Raw genomic sequence first — 18,661 nt, 5'->3', positions numbered from 1 at the left:
GCTTGCGTGTGCGGGTGGGCTGTGGCTGGTCGCGCCCGCGCGGCGGAGCCGCAAATGTCACAGCCCCGCGCCCCTTAGGGGGTTGTCGTTCCCGGGGTTTGCAGCGGGAGGCGATTGTCCTGCCCCAGTACCGCCAGCGCCCGCCTTGCCACCTCCCTCCCGATGGGCAGGGACGCCGTCGCCGCCGGGCTCGGGGCGTTGAGGACGTGCACCGCGCGCGGGCCCTCCTTGATCAGGAAGTCGTCCACGAGGGTGCCGTCCCGGAGGACGGCCTGGGCGCGTACTCCGGCTGACGAGGGCGTGAGGTCCTCGGGTGTCACGGCAGGCAGCAGCCGCTGCACGGCACTGGTGAACGCCCCCTTGGACACCGACCGCCGAAGTTCCCCCACTCCATACCTCCAGTGCTGCCGAGCCATCCGCCAGACCCCGGGCCAGGCCGCCGTGGTCGCGATCTCGCGGGGGCGTACGACACCCCAGCCGTAGCCCTCGCGGGCCAGCGCGGGCACCGCGTTCGGCCCGACGTGCACGCTGCCGTCGATGCCGCGCGTGAGGTGCACACCGAGGAACGGGAACGCCGGGTCCGGCACCGGATACACCAGGCCGCGCACCAGCTCGGGCCGCGTCAGCGTGTAGTACTCGCCGCGGAACGGCACGATCCGCATCCCGGGGTCGTCACCGGTCAGCCGGGCCACCTCGTCGCACTGAAGCCCGGCGCAGTTCACCAGCACGCGCGCGCGGACGATGTCTCCGCCCCCGGCACCGTCGGTCGTCCGGACGGCGACCCCGCGCTCCGGCCGCCGGTCGATGTGGGCGACCCGCGCGCCGTAGCGGATCTCCGCGCCGGAGGCCTCGGCCAGGTGCCGGGCGACCGCGACGTAGTCACAGATCCCGGTCGTCGCGACCTCTATGGCGGCGAGGCCGCGCACCTCCGGCTCGTACTCGCCGATCTGGGACCCGCCGAGCTCGCGCACCGGAATGCCGTTCTCCCGGCCGCGCTGCACGAGCGCGTGCAGGCGGGGCAGCTCGGCGCGCTCCGTGGCGACGATCAGCTTGCCGGTGACGGCGTGCGGAATGCCGTACTCCGCACAGAACTTGACCATCTCGGCGGCACCGCCCACCGCGTACCGCGCCTTGAGCGAGCCGGGCCGGTAGTAGATCCCGCTGTGGATCACCCCGCTGTTCCGCCCGGTCTGATGCCGGGCGGGCCCCGCCTCCTTCTCCAGCACGGTCACCCGTGTCCCAGGAGCGGCCCGCCCGATCGCATACGCGACCGACAGCCCGACGATCCCACCCCCGACCACGAGCACATCACAGTCGTACCCGACCACCGCGCACCACCTCCCGGCTTCGATAGTGCACTGCACCACTGACAGTGCCTTCAAACCCGGGGAAGGGCAGCCCACCTAGGGGCGCGGGGAACTGCGCGCTCAGCCCCAACGCACCCGCACTCGCAAGACCACACAAGCCAGGCAAATCCCTAGGCGGGCGCCATCAACAACGGCCGAGCCCTCTCCCGCAGCTCGACAACCCGAGGCTCATCCCCATACGGCTCCAGCCGATGCAGAAGATCCTTCACGTACTCCGTCGTCCGAGCCGAAGAGATCCGACCGGCGACCTCCACCGCCCGCACCCCCTGCTCACAAGCCGCGTCAAGATTCCCCGACTCCAACTCGGCGACCGCGGAAACAACAAGCCGGAGACCATGCGAGCGCACGAACTCCTCCGTCGGCTTCGACAACGCCTGCTCCGTGAACCGCCGTACCTGCCGAGGCGCCTTCAGATCCCGGTAGCACTCGGCCGCGTCGGCGGCGAACCGGTCGTAGCCGTAGAACCCGAGCCAGGACGGATCGTTGTCGCCCTCCCGGGACCGCTCAAGCCACCCCTCGGCGGACTTCAGCGCCGCCCCGGCCGCCTGCGCGTCCCCCGCCTTCGCGTGGGACCGCGCCTCGACGAGCCGGAAGAAGCTCATGGTGCGGGCGGTCGCGAGCCCCCGGTTGCGCTCAAGGGCCGCCTGCGCGAGGTCGACGCCCTCGTCGCCGAAGCCCCGGTAGGTCGCCTGGAGCGACATCGACGCCAGGACATAACCCCCCAGCGGCACGTCCGCCGCCGCGCGGGCGAGCCGCAGCGCCTGGATGTAGTACCGCTGCGCGGCTTCCTGCTGCCCGGTGTCGAAGGCCATCCACCCGGCGAGCCGGGTGAGTTCCGCGCTCGCGCCGAACAGCGCTCTGCCGACCTCGTCGGTGTACGAGCCGAGCAGCAGCGGTGCCGCCTCGACGCGCAGGCATTCCGGCACCATCGACGAACGCCAGTCGCCGCCCCCGTACTTGGAGTCCCAGCGCCTGGCGTCCTCCGCGGCCTCCCGCAGTTTCTGCACATCGCTGTGGCCGACTTTGAGCGGTGCGCTGGTGCCCTCCGCGGAGTTCGCCTCGCGCGCCACCGAACTGTCGGCCGGGGTTATCAGCCAGCGTGAGGCGGGCGTTGCGTATGCGCTGACTGCGAACGACCCGGCGAGCGACTGCCAGATGCCGCCGGAGCCGGCCCGGCGGCCGGCGAGGTCGAGTCGGTACAACTCCGTTGCGGAACGCACGGCTTGACCGACGTCCCGGGGGAATGCGAGGCCCACTTCCGGCGCGGGATCCGCGTCCGCCAGGCCGATCTCGTGGAGCGGCACCGGGCGGCCGAGCTTCTGGCCGATGGCGGCCGCGATGAGGTGCGGGGCGGCGCCCTGGGGCACCATTCCCTTCGACACCCAGCGCGCCACCGACGTCTTGTCGTAGCGAAGTGTCAACCCGCGTTGAGCGCCAAGATCGTTGACGCGACGCGCGAGTCCTGCGTTGCTGATTCCCGCGAGGGCGAGAACGGTGCCGAGTTTTTCGTTCGGCCCGCGTTGCTCCCTGGACATGCGCCACCCCTCGACACAGACGGCTGCCGCGCTGGCATAACCATGCGGCATTCGTAAACCCAGCGTAGTTCGCCGCATCCCAAGCGTTAAGGGGCATTGTTCCGGATGGCGGGATTGTGGTCCGTACGCGAGTGCGGGGTTTGCACGGAGGGTTGCGACGTGCCCCCGCCGTGTGGCCGTGCGCCTGTGTGTGCGCTCTTCTCCGGCCATCGCGGGAGCGCTTCGATGGATCGTGCGTGGGTCGGCCCGCTGTACTGGATCCAGTGGGCTGGGGGACACCGCCGCCTACATCCCCGCGGGCGGCGGACCGGTCCGGGAGGCGTACTCCGCCTCCCGGACTGTGCGCGGTGCGAAGCGGTGCGCACGGCATGTACGGAGCGTGCGCGAGCCTGTGCTCGTAACACCGATTTGGCCGAAAATCGCCCCCGCCTCTCGGTGCCGAATACCGCTCCTACCACGGGAGTTGAGGGCGCGTTAGGGGTTTTGGGGGAGCGTATCGGGGGCGCATTCGCGTCGCGGACGTAGGGTCGTCCTTGTCCGGTTGTCCCTCGTCCAGGGCGTCTTCGCGCGATCTCAAGCGGCTTCTCCGGCCCTCCGGAAGGCGTCCTTCATGGCAGCATGGTGCCCAGTTCGTGCGGTGCACTGGTTGTCCACAGCCTGTGGAGGCGTCGATGCGGTGGTTGGTGGGATGGAGCAGTACCGCCGCTGGAGCCGCCGCGATCGGTTCCGCGGGGGCGACCGGACTCGACGGTGAGACGGTCCATCCGGTGGGGTCCCAACTCCTGTGGGGAGACCCGGATCCGCTGTGGGCGGTCGGCGACTGGCGGCCCGACGAGGTGCGCGTCGTGAAGGTCGACGCGGAGACCCGGATCGCGGTCCTGGGTACGTGCGGTGCCTCCGACGAGGAGCTGCGGCTGAGCCTGTTCTCCGCGCGCGGAGGGGCACTTCGGCATCTGACGGCCTGGTCGGGGAGTTACACGGCGGTCGTCAAGGTCGGCCGCCGCACCATGGTCTGCGGCGATCTCGCGGGCGCCAAGCCGGTGTTCTACACCCCCTGGGCCGGCGGTACGGCCTACTCCACGGCCGCGCTCCCGCTCGCCGACCTCATCGAGGCCAACCTCGACTTCGGGCACCTGGCGGCCCTGTTGGCCGCCCCGGACGTGCCCGCCGCGCTCCACGACTCCACTCCGTACGACGGCGTACGGCGCATTCCGCCGGGGCATGCGCTGATCCTGCGCGCCGGGGCGCGTGAGATCGCCGGGTACGAGCCGGTCGCCTCCCTCGCCGTCGCCGCCGCGCCCGTCGACCCCGACAGTGCGGTGGACGCCGTACGCGACGCACTGGTCGACGCGGTGCGTGCGCGCCTGTCCGCGCCCCGGCACGTTCCCGACATCGACCCGGGCCCGGTGCCCGGCATGGGACCCGCCGAACGGCGTGCCGCGCGCGGGATGCCCGTCCCCGGGATCGGCGCCGACCTCTCCGGGGGGCCCGCCTCCGGAACGCTGGCCCTGCTCGCCGCCGGACTGCCGGGCGCGCCCGGCACGGTCCTCGGACATGGCACCGGTGCGGGCGAACGGCTTCTCGCCGTCACCTTCAACGACCTCGCCGTCCGCGGCCGCGAGTCCGAGGTGGAGCGCGCGGGCACCCTCGCCGCCAACCCCCGCCTGCACCACGTAGTGGTCACCGGCGGCGAGGACGTCCTCCCGTACGCCGAACTCGACGGCCCCCTCACCGACGAACCCGGCCCCTCCCTGATCACCGCCGCCCGCCACCGCGCCCGGCTCGCCGCGGGCAGCGCAGACCACTTCACCGGGTACGGCGCCCGCCAGGTCCTGGACGCGCACCCCGCGCGTCTCGCGGATCTGCTGATGGACCGCAAACGGCGCCATCTGGTGCGCCCGGTGGCCGCGTTGGCGAAGGCGGACGGTTCGGTGATGGTCCCCGCGCGCGTGTACGGCGCGGCCCGGCGGCTGGCCCGTACGCCCTACGGCGCGGGTCTTGAGGTCCTCGCCGACCGCCTTCTCCAGAAGCGTTTCGACGAGCCGGGCGGTGCGGTCGGGGCCTCCCTCGCCGCGCTCACCTGGGCCAGACCGGGGCCCGCGGCGCGTTGGCTGACCGGTGAGGCCCTGGCTGAAGTATCGGTTCGCCTACAAGGGGCGCCCAGCCGCCAGGGGGTCGGACCGGGACAGCGCCCCGGCGACTTCCGCGCGCGTGCCGCCCTCGCCCGCCACGCCTCCGACCTCCGCGTCCTGGAACAGGCCGCCGAGATCCGCTCCCAGCGCCTGCACACGCCCTTCCTCGACAATCAGGTGGTCCGCGCCTGCCGTTCCCTCCCCGAGGCGCTACGCGTCCAGCCAGGGGCCCGCGCGGCCATCCTCCGTACGGTCCTGGAGGGCGCCGGAGTCGGCGACCTGCCGCCCGGCTGGGGCGCCCCCTCCCACGCGTCGGCGGCAGCCGCGTCCCGCACCGGACTCCGGGTCGCCGCGGACTCCCTGATGGCCCTCTTCGACACACCCCTGCTGGCCCAGGCCGGCCTGGTGGAGGCCCGCGTCGTCCGCAAGGCGCTCCGCGCGGCGGCCCAGGGCGAACCACTGCCACTGGACGGCCTCGCGGACCTGGTCTCCCTGGAGCTGTGGCTCGGCCGCCTGCTGGCCCGCCGGGGCACCTGCTGGACGGGAACACCGGCACGCGCGCGTGCCGTACCGGCGGGGATCAGGCCGCAGCGCGGGGCGCTGGCATCGGGCGGGGGAGCGGGAGTGGCCTGAGGGGGCCGGGGGCCGGGGGCCGCCAAGGGGAGTCGCCTGAGAGGTCCATCAGCGGGAGCGGCCAGCGGGAGCGGCCCGACTGTCCCGCCGCGACGACTTCGGGCACCGCACCCGCACAAACCGCCCCAACCGCGGGCCCCGCCCACAAACACCGTGACCTTGTCCCTCGTGCCCGGCGACAATGGCCCGGTGCGGTACGAAATCCTGGGCAGTACCCGGGCGGAGGACGAGCGGGGCGCCGTCGTGGCGCTCGGCGGTGCGCGGCTGCGCGCGCTGCTCGCCACGCTCGCCCTGCACCCGGGCCGGATCGTCCCCTTCGGCACCCTGATCGACGAGGTGTGGGCCGACGAACCTCCCCAGGACGCCCCGGCCGCCCTCCAGGCCCTCGTCGGCAGACTGCGCCGTACCGTCGGCAAGGACGCGATCGTCTCCGACCCCGGCGGCTACCGGCTCGCCGCGACCCGGGACGACGTGGACCTGTACGTGTTCGAACGGCTGGTGCGCCAGGGCACGGCAGCCCTGGAGCGCGGCGAGGCGAGTGCCGCCGCCCGCGACCTCGGCGAGGCGCTCGCCCTGTGGCGCGGGCCCGCCCTCGCCGACCTCCCCGACCGGTCCGCAGCCGCCCGCCCGGACGCGCTCCGCCAGGAGGCCACCCGCGCGCGGGTCGAGGCCGACCTGCTGCTCGGCCGCGCCGCCGACGCCGTACCGGAGTTGAAGGAACTGACCGCGGCGCACCCGTACGACGAACCGCTGCACGCCCTCCTCATCCGCGCCCTGCGCGACGCGGGCCGCGGGGCCGACGCGCTCGCCGCCTACGAGACCGCCCGGCGCGCCCTCGCCGACGGCCTCGGCACCGACCCGGGGCCGGAACTCCGGGCCCTGCACGGCGCGTTGCTCAAGTCACCGGCTCCGGCCCGGTCGGCCCACCCCGCCCGGCAGGCGGAACGCGACGGCAACCTGCGTCCACGGCTTACCTCTTTCGTGGGCCGGGAACCCGAGATCGCCGCCATCCGTTCCGAAGTGCACAGGGCCCGCCTCGTCACGCTCACCGGACCGGGCGGCTCCGGAAAGACCCGTCTCGCCGAGGAAGCCGCCGCCGGGCTCCCGCAGGCGTGGCTGGTCGAGCTGGCCCGGCTCGACCGGCCGGAGGCGGTGCCGGGCGCGGTGGTCAGTGCCCTCGGTCTGCGCGAGACCGTGCTGATGACCACCGAGCTGGCGGTCCCGCAGGACGACCCCGTCGCCCTGCTGATCGAGTACTGCGCGGCGCGCAGCCGACTCCTGATCCTTGACAACTGCGAACATGTCATCGGCGCGGCGGCCGACCTCGCCGAGACCCTCCTGACCCGCTGCCCGGGGCTCACGATCCTCGCCACCAGCCGTGAACCCCTGGGCGTCCCCGGCGAGTCGGTACGCCCGGTCGAGCCCCTCGTCCCCGACCAGGCGCACCGCCTCTTCGCGGAGCGCGCCGCGGCCGTCCGCCCCGACGCGGAGACCGTGCTCCAGGACACCGAAGCGGTCACGGAGATCTGCCGCCGCCTCGACGGCCTGCCCCTGGCCATCGAACTCGCCGCCGCCCGGCTGCGGTTGCTCACCCCCCGCCAGATCGCCGACCGCCTGGACGACCGCTTCCGCCTCCTCACCTCCGGCAGCCGCACGGTCCTGCCCCGCCAGCAGACCCTGCGGGCCGTCGTCGACTGGTCCTGGGACCTGCTCGACGAGCACGAACGGACCCTGCTGCGCGAGGTCTCCGTGTTCGCCGGCGGCTGGGACTTCGCGGCGGCGGAGAGCGTGTGCACCGGCCCCGCGGCGGACCTGATCGGCGCCCTGGTCGACAAGTCCCTGATCGTGGCCACCCCCGGGGAAGCGCACGAGGGCATGCGCTACCGCATGCTGGAGACCATCCACGAGTACGCCGTCGAGCGCGCCGCCGAGACCCCGGCCCTGCGGACGGCGGCCGAGCGCCGACACCGCTCCTGGGTACGCGCCCTCGTCGAAGAGGCCGAGCCCCTGCTCCGCTCCTGGGCCCAACTCCCTTGGATCGCCCGCCTGGAGACCGAACTCGACAACTTCCGCGCGGCCCTCGACCGAACCATCACCGCGGGCGACGAGGAAGAGTCCGGCGCACTGACCCTCGCCGTCGGCTGGTTCTGGTGGCTACGCAACTACCGCCGAGAGGGCGTCGACTGGACCGAGCGTGTCCTGGGCCTGATCCCCACGCCGGGTCAGATCCCCACGCCGGGCACGACCGTCACGGCCTCGCACCTTGGCACGGCCGCCATCGCTTCGGGCCCCGGTACGGCCGCCACGGTCCCAGCCGCCGACGCGGCCGTTGTCGCCCAGGCCCCCGGTACGGCGAGCACGGCCTCGGCCCCCGGCACGCCTGGCACCGCCCCGGCTCCCGACACGACTGCCTCTGCTTCGGCTCCCGACACGGCTGCCCCTGCCTCGGCGACTGCGTCTGGTGTGCCCGTCGCGGTCCCAACCCCCGACAGGACCATGGCCGCCCCGGGCTCCTGGACCGCCACCGCCACCGCCACCGCCACCCCCACCCCGGCCACCGCCCCCGACCCGTTCGGCGCCTACCTCGCCGCCCCGGACGCGGAGGCCGACCACCCCCTGCACACGCAGCGCATGAACATCCGGATGCTGCACCTCTTCCTCGGTGCCGAGTCCGGCGCCCTGGACCACCTGCCGAACGGGCTGCGGGACGAGCGGCTGCGGCGGTACGTCTCTTTGGTGCAGGGCTTCTTCGCCGGTGGTGGCCCGGCCGCGGCGCGGATGCCGGGGCTCGCGTGGCCGTTCACCGCGTACTTCCTGCGCGACACGATGGACATCCGGGACGTCATGGACGTGGCGGTCGCCAACGCCCGTGCGTACGGCGGGGATTGGGAGGTCGCCGTCATCCTGATGTTCCGCACGCACATGGTCGTCGACTCCCCGGGCGGCATGGCGGGCGTCGACGACGACCTGGCGGAACTGCGCATGCTCTGCCGGCGCGTCGGCGACCGCTGGGTGCGGGCCCAGGTCTCCAGCGCGGTCGGCGAGGCCGCCATGGGCCGCGGCCGGTTCGAGGAGGCCAAGGGGGCCTACGAAGAGGCACTCGCGCTCGCCTACGAGGTCGGCGCCCACACCGAGACGCCGTTCCTCATCGCCCGGCTCGCCGAACTCGCCTTCCGCGCGGGTGACCGCGAGAGCGCGATCGCGGGCCTGGACGAGGCGACCGAGGCCTCCGACCGGCACGGAGTCGCGGACGCCCACGCGTTCATCCAGCTGCTGCGCGCGCACATCGCCCTGGAGGACGGGGACGTGACCCACGCCCGCGCGCTCTGGGAACAGGCCCGTGAGGAGAGCGGACGCGGCACACCGCCGCCGCAGTTCCGCGCGGCGCTGGGCGCGGTCGAAGCCCTGGTCACGGCCGCCGAGTCCGGCCCCGAGCGCGGCTTGGTGGCGATGGCCGGCGCCCTGCGCGACGCGGTGGCGCTGCGGTGCGCCGAGGTGGTCGTCGCGGCCCTGGTCGACCACGCGGCGACCCTCCTCGCCGAACTCGATGAACTCCCGGGCGCCGTAAGGCTGTTCGCGGCGGCGGACCGGTTGCGCGACGGTCATCCGCGCCCCATGCCGGAACGCGCCCGGACCGAACGCATCCAGGAGACGGCCCGCGCCGCACTGGGCGCGGGCCGCTACGCCGCCGAGCGCGCCCGGGGCGAGTCCCTCACCGTGGACGAGGTGCTGACCGAACTGCCGTATCCGGAACGGGAGCTGGAACCGGAGCCGGGCCCTACTGGCAGGTGAACTTCGACTCCGCCCAGTCCGCGAGGGCCAGGTCGTCGAAGGAACTGCGCGGCTCGACCACCAGCCGTACGGTCTTGCGCCCGGCGAGACCCACATGGACCGGCACCGCCGGGTCACCGCCGTCGATCTCCCCGGAACTCCACAGCCGGACCCCGTCCGCGTACACCGAGAAGTAGACCTTGCCGAGCCCGAGCATCATGTCGTCGACGCCGACGTTCGCGTCGTAGGAGACGCACTGGCGGTTCAGGTCGATCGTCACGGAGGAGCGGCCGTGCACGGTGACGCCGTGGGTGTAGCGCGTGCCGCCGATCGCGACGCCGTAGCGCTGCCACACCCAACTGCTGTCGCGGAGCCGGATCTCCGGTGCGGTGCCGTCGCCGTTGACGTTGTACGACAGCTCGCTCACCTGGAAGATCGTCGGCGCGGGTGCGGGCGTCGGGGTCGGTGTCGGGGTAGGCGTTGGCGTCGGTGTGGGCGTGGGCCGGGGAGTCGGTGTCGGAGTCGGGGTGGCCTTGGGGGTCGGTGTCGGCTTGGGGCTGGGTGTGGGCGTAGGCGTCGGGCTCGGTGTGGGGGTCGGTTCGGGGGCCAACGCCGCCGGTTCCTGGGCGGGTTGCCTCTTCGGGGGCGTCGGTTTCGGCGACTCGGGCTTGACGACGGGGGAGGAGGAGGGGGTCGAATCGGCGCGGGGCGGTTCCGGCGCGGAACTGTGGTGGTTGGCCAGGGCGAACGCCACCGCCGCCGCCACACCCACCGCGACCACACCGGCCGCGATGCCCGCCTTCACCGGCGCCCCGAGCCCCTCGGAGGCCGCCGCGCCACCGGCCCCGGCCCCGCCCGACGAACTGCCGCCCGCCGCCGCGGAGGCACCGGCGGCACCCGCCCCGCCGGACGAACTCCCGCTCGCCGCAGCGGCGGCGCCCGCGGCACCGGCCGCCCCCGCTCCCGCGCCGCCCGCGATGAGCGCGACCGCCTTGGCGTACCCGGCGACGCCGAACCAGCCGATGACCGCGACCGGGACGACCGCAGGGATCCCGCTGGCGACCTCCTCGATCTGCAACGCGGCCAGCCGGCACTTCGCGCACTCCTCCAGGTGCTTGCGCAGCCCGCGCTCGGCACGCGTGCGCAGCCGACGGCGGGCGTAGGTGCCGAGCTGGTCGGCGTAGCGCGCGCACTCCTCGTCGTCGGTGAGGGTGGCGCTGACATGGGCCTGGAGATAGGCCTGCTTGAGGCCCTCGCGGGCCCGGCTGGCCAGCACGCGCGTGCCGTTGGCGTCGAGCCCGAAGAGCGTGGCGACCTCGCTCGGCGACTCGTCCTCGACCTCGGTGTGCCACAGCACGGCCTGCCACCGCTCGGGCAGCGACCGGAAGGCCTGCATGGCCATCGACTGCTCGGCCACATGCATGGCCCGTACGTCGGCGCCGAGGTCGAGGGTGTCGTCGTCCGACACGTCCGAGACCCGCGCGGACTGCGCGGCGAACACCGCGAAGTCGTCGACGAGTTGCTCGCGCTTCGCCGACTTCGTCCAGTTCGCGGCGACGCGCCGGACGGAGGTCAGCAGATAGGCGCGTACGGCGTGCTCGGGCCCGGAGCCGCCGCGCACCGCCTGGAGCATCCGGGCGAAGACCTCGGCGGTGAGGTCGTCGGCGGTGTGCGCGTCCCGGCAGCAGGTGCGGGCGTAGCGGCGCACGGCGTCCGCGTGGCGCCGGTACAGCTCCTCGTACGCCGTGTCGTCACCGGCGCGCATCCGCTCGATCAGCGAGGCGTCGGCCGTCGGCTTCTCCAGCGGCGGTGGCAGGACGCTGCCCTCGCGCTGCGGCGGGACGCTGCCCTCGCCGGGATCGACGTCCTGGGGGACGCCACTGGGCCGCCCGCCCTGGCTCGGCACCTGTGGTGAGGTCAGCCCTCCGGCCTCCGGGTCACCGTCACCCAGTGACTCGTCCCGCCCGTCAACGCTCATCGCGGAAAGCCCCCGCCGCCTGCCGAACCAGTCCCGAACACCGGGTCAGCGTAGCCATATTGGCTTTTGTTCAGGACCCCGTCGTACGAACCATCCACTCGTCCGTGGGGACTTCCCGCAACGCGGTACTAGCGTTCACCCCTCCGGGGAAGACTCAACTCTCGCCCCAGGAAGGGAAGTTGACACCGATGACCGAAATGCCCGGAACGCTCCCGGGCATCACTCGGGGCGTGGGCCGCGCAGCGCCCACGCACCACAGTCACCTATTCGAGTCACCCGCGAACGGGCGCCCCGACCCAAAGAGCCGACCCCAAAGAGCCGACCCCAAAGGGCCGACCCGGAGGGGCCGACGGCAAGGGGCCGGTTTCACAACGGCCGCGACCGCAACCCCTCCAGCAGAATGTCCAGCAACCGCGCCGACGCCGCCGCCTGCTGCGCGGCATCCGGCAGCGAGGGCGCCGCCGTGGCGATCACCAGCAGTACGTCCGACACCGACACGTCCGGCCGCAGCTGACCCGCCGCCCGCGCCCGGTCCACGAGCTGCCCGACGACCTCCAGCAGCGCCGCCGCCCCGGCGTCGTCGACCACCGAGCCCAGGGACCCGGACCCCGCCGACTCCTCCGGCACCAGCCGCAGTTCACCCGCGCCCGGCTGCGTCCGCTGCTGCGGCACCCGCGCCTCGTCCAGCAGGGAGCCCTCGGTGCCCTCGTCGGCGACGCCCACCCGCAGCACCTGCGGCGGCAGCAGCCGCCCGGCGCCCGAGGCCACCGACGTCCGCAGGAACCGTGACAGCGCCGACCACGGCTCGTCCTCCTGGCCGAGCGCCGAACGCGCCTGGTCGGTCAGCCGGGAGGTCTCCTCCTCGGCTATCCGGCGCACCAGGACGTCCTTGCTCGGGAAGCGCCGGTACACCGTGCCGACACCGACCCGCGCGCGCCGCGCCACGTCCTCCATCGGCGCGCCGTAGCCCAGCTCGCCGAAGACCTCACGTGCCGCCCGCAGCACGTGCTCCAGATTGCGCTGTGCGTCCACGCGCAACGGCGTCGTGCGCGAGGTGTCCCCGCGTCCGTTTCCCGCCGCCGCACCGACCGCGCCGCCGGATGCGACGACAGACGCGGATGTCCAATGAGAGTCCTGAATATGCATACACGTTCCCCCGGTTAATGACGTCTCCCCCCGGAGACTCCCCGCCATTGGCAGCCGGAGCATCGTGAGACAAGCCCGGTTCACGAACCACGCTTCTCGCGGGCTCGTTGAGCGCATCCCCCTTCACCCCGTCGACACACGAACATAGTTGAGAGGGGGTCAATTCAGAAGGGGCAGGTTCCGCACGGAGCGCCCCCCGATCGGAGTACGGGTCGCATACATCCCGATTGCGCCCCCGAGCACCACCTCGGTCACCCCCACTGACCTGCGCACCTGCCCCGTACTCCGGCAATTCCGGCGCCCGCGCGGGCCCTCCCTCGCCGGTCACACAATTTGTCGAGCCTGTGGACAAACTCAAGCGCCGGGTGCGTCATGGGATGGTGAAGGAACGCGCGCGCATTCTCGTTGTCGGTGGCGGCTACGTCGGGATGTACACAGCCCTGCGCCTTCAGAAGAAGTTGAAACGTGAAATCAGGCGCGGGCAGGTCGAGATCACCGTCGTCTCCCCCGACCCTTACATGACGTATCAGCCGTTTCTTCCCGAGGCCGCCGCCGGTTCGATCTCCCCCCGCCATGTCGTCGTCCCCCTGCGCCGCGTCCTCGACCGGTGCCGGGTCGTCATCGGCGAGGCCACCGCCATCGACCACGCCAAGCGCACCGCGACCCTCAGCACCCTCGCCACCGAGGAGGAGGGCACCGGCACCGAAGAGCTGTCGTACGACGAACTCGTCCTGGCGCCCGGCTCCATCTCGCGCACCCTGCCCATCCCCGGTCTCGCCGAGCACGGCATCGGCTTCAAGACCGTCGAGGAGGCCATCGGCCTGCGCAACCACGTCATCGAGCAGCTCGACATCGCCTCCTCCACCCGCGACCCCGCGATCCGCGACGCGGCCCTGACCTTCGTCTTCGTAGGGGGCGGTTACGCCGGCGTAGAGGCGCTCGGCGAGCTGGAGGACATGGCCCGCTACGCGGTGCGCTACTACCACAACGTCCAGGCCGACGACATGAAGTGGATCCTCGTGGAGGCCTCGAACCGCATCCTCCCCGAGGTCGGCGAGGAGATGGGCACCTACACCGTCACCCAGCTCCGCAGACGCAACATCCAGGTCCTCCTGGAGACCCGCCTCGCCTCCTGCGCCGACCGCGTCGCCGTACTCGACGACGGCCAGCGCTTCCCCACCCGCACCCTCGTGTGGACGGCCGGCGTCAAACCCCACCCCGTCCTCGCCGCCACCGACTTCCCCCTCACCGCGCACGGCCGCCTCAAGTGCACCCCCGAGCTGACCATCGAGGGCGCCACGCGCGCGTGGGCGGCGGGAGACGCGGCGGCCGTCCCCGACGTGACCGCCGACGCGCCCGGCACGGAGACCGCCCCCAACGCCCAGCACGCCGTCCGCCAGGCCAAGGTCCTCGGGGACAACATCGCGCACTCCCTGCGGGGCGAACCCCTTCAGACGTACGCCCACAAATACGTCGGCTCGGTCGCCTCCCTGGGACTGCACAAAGGTGTCGCGCAGGTCTATGGACGGAAGCTGAAGGGCTACCCTGCCTGGTTCATGCACCGCGTCTACCACCTCAGTAGGGTGCCCACCTTCAACCGCAAGGCCCGCGTGCTCGCCGAATGGACCCTGGCGGGACTCTTCAAACGGGAGATCGTGTCCCTGGGTTCACTCGAACACCCGCGAGCCGAGTTCGAACTCGCGGCCGGTGGGAAGCCTCCGCACGACCCGAAGGGGTCGAACTGACCGCACCGAGGAACTCCACCGGCGGCCGGGGCGTCTGACGAATATCGGCCCGGTCCGCCACACTGCCAGACTGGTCCCCGACTTCGGACGGGCCCGCGCCCGCCCGTCCCACCCAAGAGGCTCTCCCCACTGTGCTGCATCCCCCGGCGACCGATGTGCGGCCCCCGCCGCGCGGCCCCCGGATCCCCGGCAGGGTCCGGAACCGGCCGACGACACCTACACGAGGCAAGGATTCGTGAACTTCACGCGCTGGAGCGCCCGGCTCCCCGGAACGCAGCGCCGCGCCGCAGCGCGGACCGACCACCAGGTCACCCCGGACCGCCGGGGCGAGGGCTCCGTACCCGCGGCCCGCGCCGAGCAGCTCACCGACGAGCCGCCGCCCGCCCCCGTCGTCGACGACCTGCCCGTCCGCGAGGTCCTCGACCGCGTCCCGGCCCTCGTCGCCCTGGTGCACGGCCCCGACCAGCGCATCGCCTACGTCAACGACGCCTACGTCGCCGCCTTCGGTGACCGCCCCCTGGGCGCACCGGCCCGCGAGGCCCTCCCCGAGCTCGACGAACTCGGCCTGCTCCCGCTCCTCGACCAGGTCCTGCGCAGCGGCAAGCCCCGCACCCTCAAGTCCCGCAAGGCCCCCGGCGGCCGCTCGTACACGTTCACCTGCACCCCGGTCGCCAAGAGCGCCGACAGCGCCGAGGGCGGCGTCCTGATCTTCGCCACCGACGTCACCGACCACGCCGAGGCCGCCGAGCGCCTGCGCACCAGCGAGCGCCGCCAGCGCGAGACGGCGGTGACCCTCCAGCGCTCGCTCCTCCCCCAGGAGCTCGAAGAGCCCGACGACCTGCGCATCGCCGCCACCTACCAGCCCGGCGGCACCGAGGCCGCGGTCGGCGGCGACTGGTACGACGTGATCACCCTCGGCGGCGGCCGCACCGCCCTGGTCATCGGCGACGTCATGGGCCGAGGCGTCCGCGCGGCGGCCGTCATGGGCCAACTCCGCACCGCCGTCCGCGCGTACGCCCGCCTCGACCTGCCCCCGCACGAGATCCTCCAGCTCCTGGACGGCCTCGCCACGGAGATCGACGCCAACCAGATCGCCACCTGCGTGTACGCCATCTTCGACCCGAACGAGGGCCGCCTGGTGTACGCCTCCGCCGGCCACCTCCCGATCCTCGTCCGCGACGAGACGGGCACGGTCCAGCGCGCCGACGAACCCACCGGCCCCCCGCTCGGCACCGGCGGCTGGATCCACTCCTCGGGCACGATCCCGCTCAGCCCCGGCTCCACCGCGGTCCTCTACACGGACGGCCTGGTGGAACGCAGGGACGAGGACCTCGACGAGGGAATCGCCACCCTGGAGCGCGCGTTGGCCGGCGCCACCGGCACCCCCCAGGTCGTCTGCGACCGCCTGGTCCGCTCGATGGGCGTCACCGCCGACCACGACGACGACGTCGCCGTCCTGGTCGTCCAGCACCCGACCCACACCGGCCACGACGGCGACCTCTTCCGCAACGCGGCCCTGGAGCTGCTCGGCGGAGTGGAAGCGGCCCCACGCGCGCGTGCCTTCGCCTCCGGAGTCCTCACCAGCTGGCGCTTCCCCACCGAACTGCACGACCTGGGCGTCCTGGCCGCCAGCGAGCTGGTCGCCAACAGCCTCCAGCACGGCACCCCACCCATGCGCCTCAGACTCCGTCGCACCGACCGCCGCCTGATCGTCGAGGTCACGGACGGCGACGACCACCTCCCACGCCGCCGCCGCGCGGAACCGGCCGACGAGTCGGGCCGAGGCATCGCGATCGTGGCCACGATCGCCTCCAACTGGGGCTCCCGCCGCACTCCGGGTGGAGGCAAGGCGGTGTGGTGCGAGTTCGTACTCCCGAAGACAGCGGCCCCGGTATGACCTACACGTCCGCACCAACGGGCTCGACGGCCCCCCGAGCGACGACCAGACTCCCCTTCGCCCGCCACGGCTGATCCTGTACGGCGGTCAGCTGCCGCCCCAGCCGCACGGCGAGCACGCTGATCCCCAGCGAAAACACGAAGAACATCACGACGTACGGCCCCGGCAACGAGGCCCCGAGCGGCCCGCCCACCGCGGGCCCCACGGCCAGCGCGAGCTGCTTCACCAGGGCGAAGGCCGAGTTGTACTGCCCCGCCATCCCCTCCGGCGCCAGATCGGCGACCAGCGGCGCGACGGTCGGCGACAGCATCGCCTCACCGAGCCCGAACAGGGCGTACGTCGACACGAAGGCGGCCGTGGCCATCTCCTGACTCCCGTGCCCGAGCCCCGCATACCCCGCGGTGACCCACGCCAACGCCCAGATCAGCCCGACCCCGGCGATCACCCTGGACCGCCGCCGCCGCTCGACGAACTTCAGCACCGCGAACTGCGCGACCACGATCATCGCGGTATTGGCGGCCAGCGCGGTCCCAAGGGCGGACGTAGAAATCCCGGCGGCCTCCACCCCGTACGCACTGAGCCCCGACTCGAACTGCCCATAACAGGCAAAGAACATGACGAACCCGAGCACGCCCAGCTGCACCATGGCCCGATTCCCGAGCAGCTGCTTCCAGGCACCCTTGCCCGACACCCGCCCGGGAGCATCCCCGATGACCGGCGAGTGCGGCATCCGCACGGTCGCCATCACCCCGGCGAGCACCAGGAACATCACCGCTTCGATCCCGAACAGCAGCGTGAACGACGACGCACTGCTCGTGTCGACCAAATGACCCCCGATGAGCCCACCGACACCGAGCCCGAGGTTCTGCAGAAAGAACTGCATGGCAAACGCCCGCGACCGCGTCTCGGCGGTAGAACACTCCACGATCATCGTGGCAAGCGCCGGCTGCATCACGGCCTGCCCGGCCCCGAGCGCAGCGGCCGACACCAACACAGCCCCCGCACTCCCCGCCAGCCCCAGACTCATCGCTCCTACGGCGGCCAGGACCAGGGCGACGAGGAGAACCGGCCGCGGGCCACGCCGGACGATGGCCCGCCCGGCGAACGGCAGCACGATCAGCGCGGCCACGGCGAAGACGGCGAGGACGAGCCCCGCCGTCATACCGCCAAGACCCCGCACCTGCGCCACATAGACGTACAGGTACGGGACCGTGAAGCCGAGCCCGAACGCGCTGAGTGCGTTGCCCACGTGGATCCGGCGCATCGCTGCGCCCATCGCCCTGGTCACGTTCACCTCAATCAACTAGTTAGATCTGAAGACTTAGAAGCTAAAGAGTACATACTCAAGGACTTCAAGGCAAAGGGAGCCCGTGCCATACTGCGCGCATGGCCGACACCAGCGGCGTCCCGGAGCCGACGCTCGACGAACAGATCGCCGCCTACCAGCGCGAATTCCGGGACCTCGACCCCCAGGTCGAGAAGATCGTCTCGGCCCTGGGCCGCCTCAACCGCCGCATGAACGTCGCCTACGGCCGCCAGACCGCGAACCTCGGCATCAGCAGCGCCGACTGGGAGGTCCTCAAGGCCCTCGTCCTCGCCGGCGATCCCTACCGGATGGGCCCCAGCGACCTCGCCAAGCGCCTCGGCCTCACGCCGGCCGCGATGACCCACCGGATCGACCGCATGGTCGCCGAGGGGCTGGTCACCAGGGAGCGGGACGAGTCCAACCGCGTCCGCGTGATCGTGGAGCTGACCCCCGAGGGCCGCGGCAAGTGGCTGGAGGCGATGCGCATGGCGACGGTCTTCGAGGAGGACCTGCTCCAGGACCTGTCCCCGGACGAGCGCACGGTCCTCGGCGAGGTCCTCACCCGACTGCTGCGTAGGGTGGAGCACGCCCAGCCGGACGCCGGCGGGCGCCTGAGCGACCTGGACTGAGCGGCCTCCGTCTCGTCTCCGACCCGCCGCCGACTCGCCCAGGAAAAGATCTTGACAGGGGTAGTTGACACACCCCTCACCGATCCGTAAAGTTCTTCGGGTTGCCGCCGAGCCGTAACGGTTCTCCGGCAGCACCTCCGCCGCGACAGCGGCAACCCAAACCATCCGCACGATCTCCCAACGGGATTGATTTCGGCGTGCCCGAATTCAATTCGATTTGGGCTCGGCTGTGTTCGATCAGGTCGCTGGACCTCGATTGGAACTCCGCCGGGGGAATCGGCTAAGGTTTGTAACGTCGGAACGGCCCAACGGTCGGGATGGCAACCCCCTCTGACTGGGAGTCAGGCCCGAAAGGATCTGATAGAGTCGGAATCGCCGGAAAGGGAAACGCGGAAGCGGGAACCTGGAAAGCACCGAGGAAATCGGAACCGGAAACGGTCTGATAGAGTCGGAAACGCAAGACCGAAGGGAAAAGCCCGGAGGAAAGCCCGAGAGGGTGAGTACAAAGGAAGCGTCCGTTCC

The 18,661-nt window shown here is 72.3% G+C and carries 10 protein-coding genes; 5 read left to right on the top strand and 5 right to left on the bottom strand.

Annotation, left to right across the window (positions count from 1 at the left end):
* Positions 1 to 74: 74 nt before the first annotated feature.
* The gene (gene lhgO, locus ACWIHT_RS21045; RefSeq protein WP_456169674.1) at positions 75 to 1,328 is read right to left on the bottom strand and encodes an L-2-hydroxyglutarate oxidase; all 1,254 of its coding nucleotides are present in this window, start codon (positions 1,326 to 1,328) and stop codon (positions 75 to 77) included.
* A gap of 149 nt (positions 1,329 to 1,477) precedes the next feature.
* On the bottom strand, positions 1,478 to 2,902 hold the full coding sequence (locus ACWIHT_RS21040) for an MFS transporter (RefSeq protein WP_456169673.1): 1,425 nt from the start codon (positions 2,900 to 2,902) through the stop codon (positions 1,478 to 1,480).
* Between the two features lie 671 nt (positions 2,903 to 3,573).
* Here ACWIHT_RS21040 and ACWIHT_RS21035 point away from each other — a divergent pair.
* Entirely contained in the window at positions 3,574 to 5,667 is a 2,094-nt protein-coding gene (locus ACWIHT_RS21035; protein ID WP_456169672.1) for an asparagine synthase-related protein, read from the top strand.
* Positions 5,668 to 5,856: 189 nt separating this feature from the next.
* Complete coding sequence (locus tag ACWIHT_RS21030; protein WP_456169670.1) at positions 5,857 to 9,459, top strand: BTAD domain-containing putative transcriptional regulator; 3,603 nt, start codon at positions 5,857 to 5,859, stop codon at positions 9,457 to 9,459.
* Here ACWIHT_RS21030 and ACWIHT_RS21025 read toward each other — a convergent pair.
* Entirely contained in the window at positions 9,446 to 11,416 is a 1,971-nt protein-coding gene (locus tag ACWIHT_RS21025) for a sigma-70 family RNA polymerase sigma factor (protein ID WP_456169669.1), read from the bottom strand. The two genes, ACWIHT_RS21030 and ACWIHT_RS21025, sit on opposite strands and share 14 nt — an antisense overlap.
* Before the next feature lie 366 nt (positions 11,417 to 11,782).
* Complete coding sequence (locus ACWIHT_RS21020; protein WP_456169668.1) at positions 11,783 to 12,562, bottom strand: TetR/AcrR family transcriptional regulator; 780 nt, start codon at positions 12,560 to 12,562, stop codon at positions 11,783 to 11,785.
* A gap of 377 nt (positions 12,563 to 12,939) precedes the next feature.
* Between ACWIHT_RS21020 and ACWIHT_RS21015 the strand changes: the two genes are divergently transcribed.
* Both ACWIHT_RS21015 and ACWIHT_RS21010 read left to right on the top strand, forming a co-directional pair.
* Positions 12,940 to 14,307: an NAD(P)/FAD-dependent oxidoreductase gene (locus tag ACWIHT_RS21015; protein WP_456169667.1), complete on the top strand. Its 1,368-nt coding sequence runs from the start codon at positions 12,940 to 12,942 to the stop codon at positions 14,305 to 14,307.
* A 235-nt stretch (positions 14,308 to 14,542) separates the two neighbouring features.
* Positions 14,543 to 16,204, top strand: a complete 1,662-nt coding sequence (locus tag ACWIHT_RS21010) for an ATP-binding SpoIIE family protein phosphatase (protein WP_456169666.1) — start codon at positions 14,543 to 14,545, stop codon at positions 16,202 to 16,204.
* A 1-nt stretch (position 16,205) separates the two neighbouring features.
* On the opposite strand, the gene ACWIHT_RS21005 is transcribed toward ACWIHT_RS21010, so the two are convergent.
* Positions 16,206 to 17,492, bottom strand: coding sequence for an MFS transporter (locus ACWIHT_RS21005; RefSeq protein ID WP_456169664.1), 1,287 nt, complete (start codon positions 17,490 to 17,492; stop codon positions 16,206 to 16,208).
* 98 nt (positions 17,493 to 17,590) lie between these two features.
* Here ACWIHT_RS21005 and ACWIHT_RS21000 point away from each other — a divergent pair, with 98 nt between their 5' ends.
* Positions 17,591 to 18,139 (top strand): MarR family winged helix-turn-helix transcriptional regulator, encoded by a 549-nt coding sequence (locus ACWIHT_RS21000; protein WP_317887720.1) that lies wholly within the window; start codon positions 17,591 to 17,593, stop codon positions 18,137 to 18,139.
* The last annotated feature ends 522 nt before the right edge of the window (positions 18,140 to 18,661 follow it).

Source organism: Streptomyces sp. NPDC002276 (genome assembly GCF_053891435.1).
This window is presented reverse-complemented; position numbering and strand designations above follow the sequence as displayed.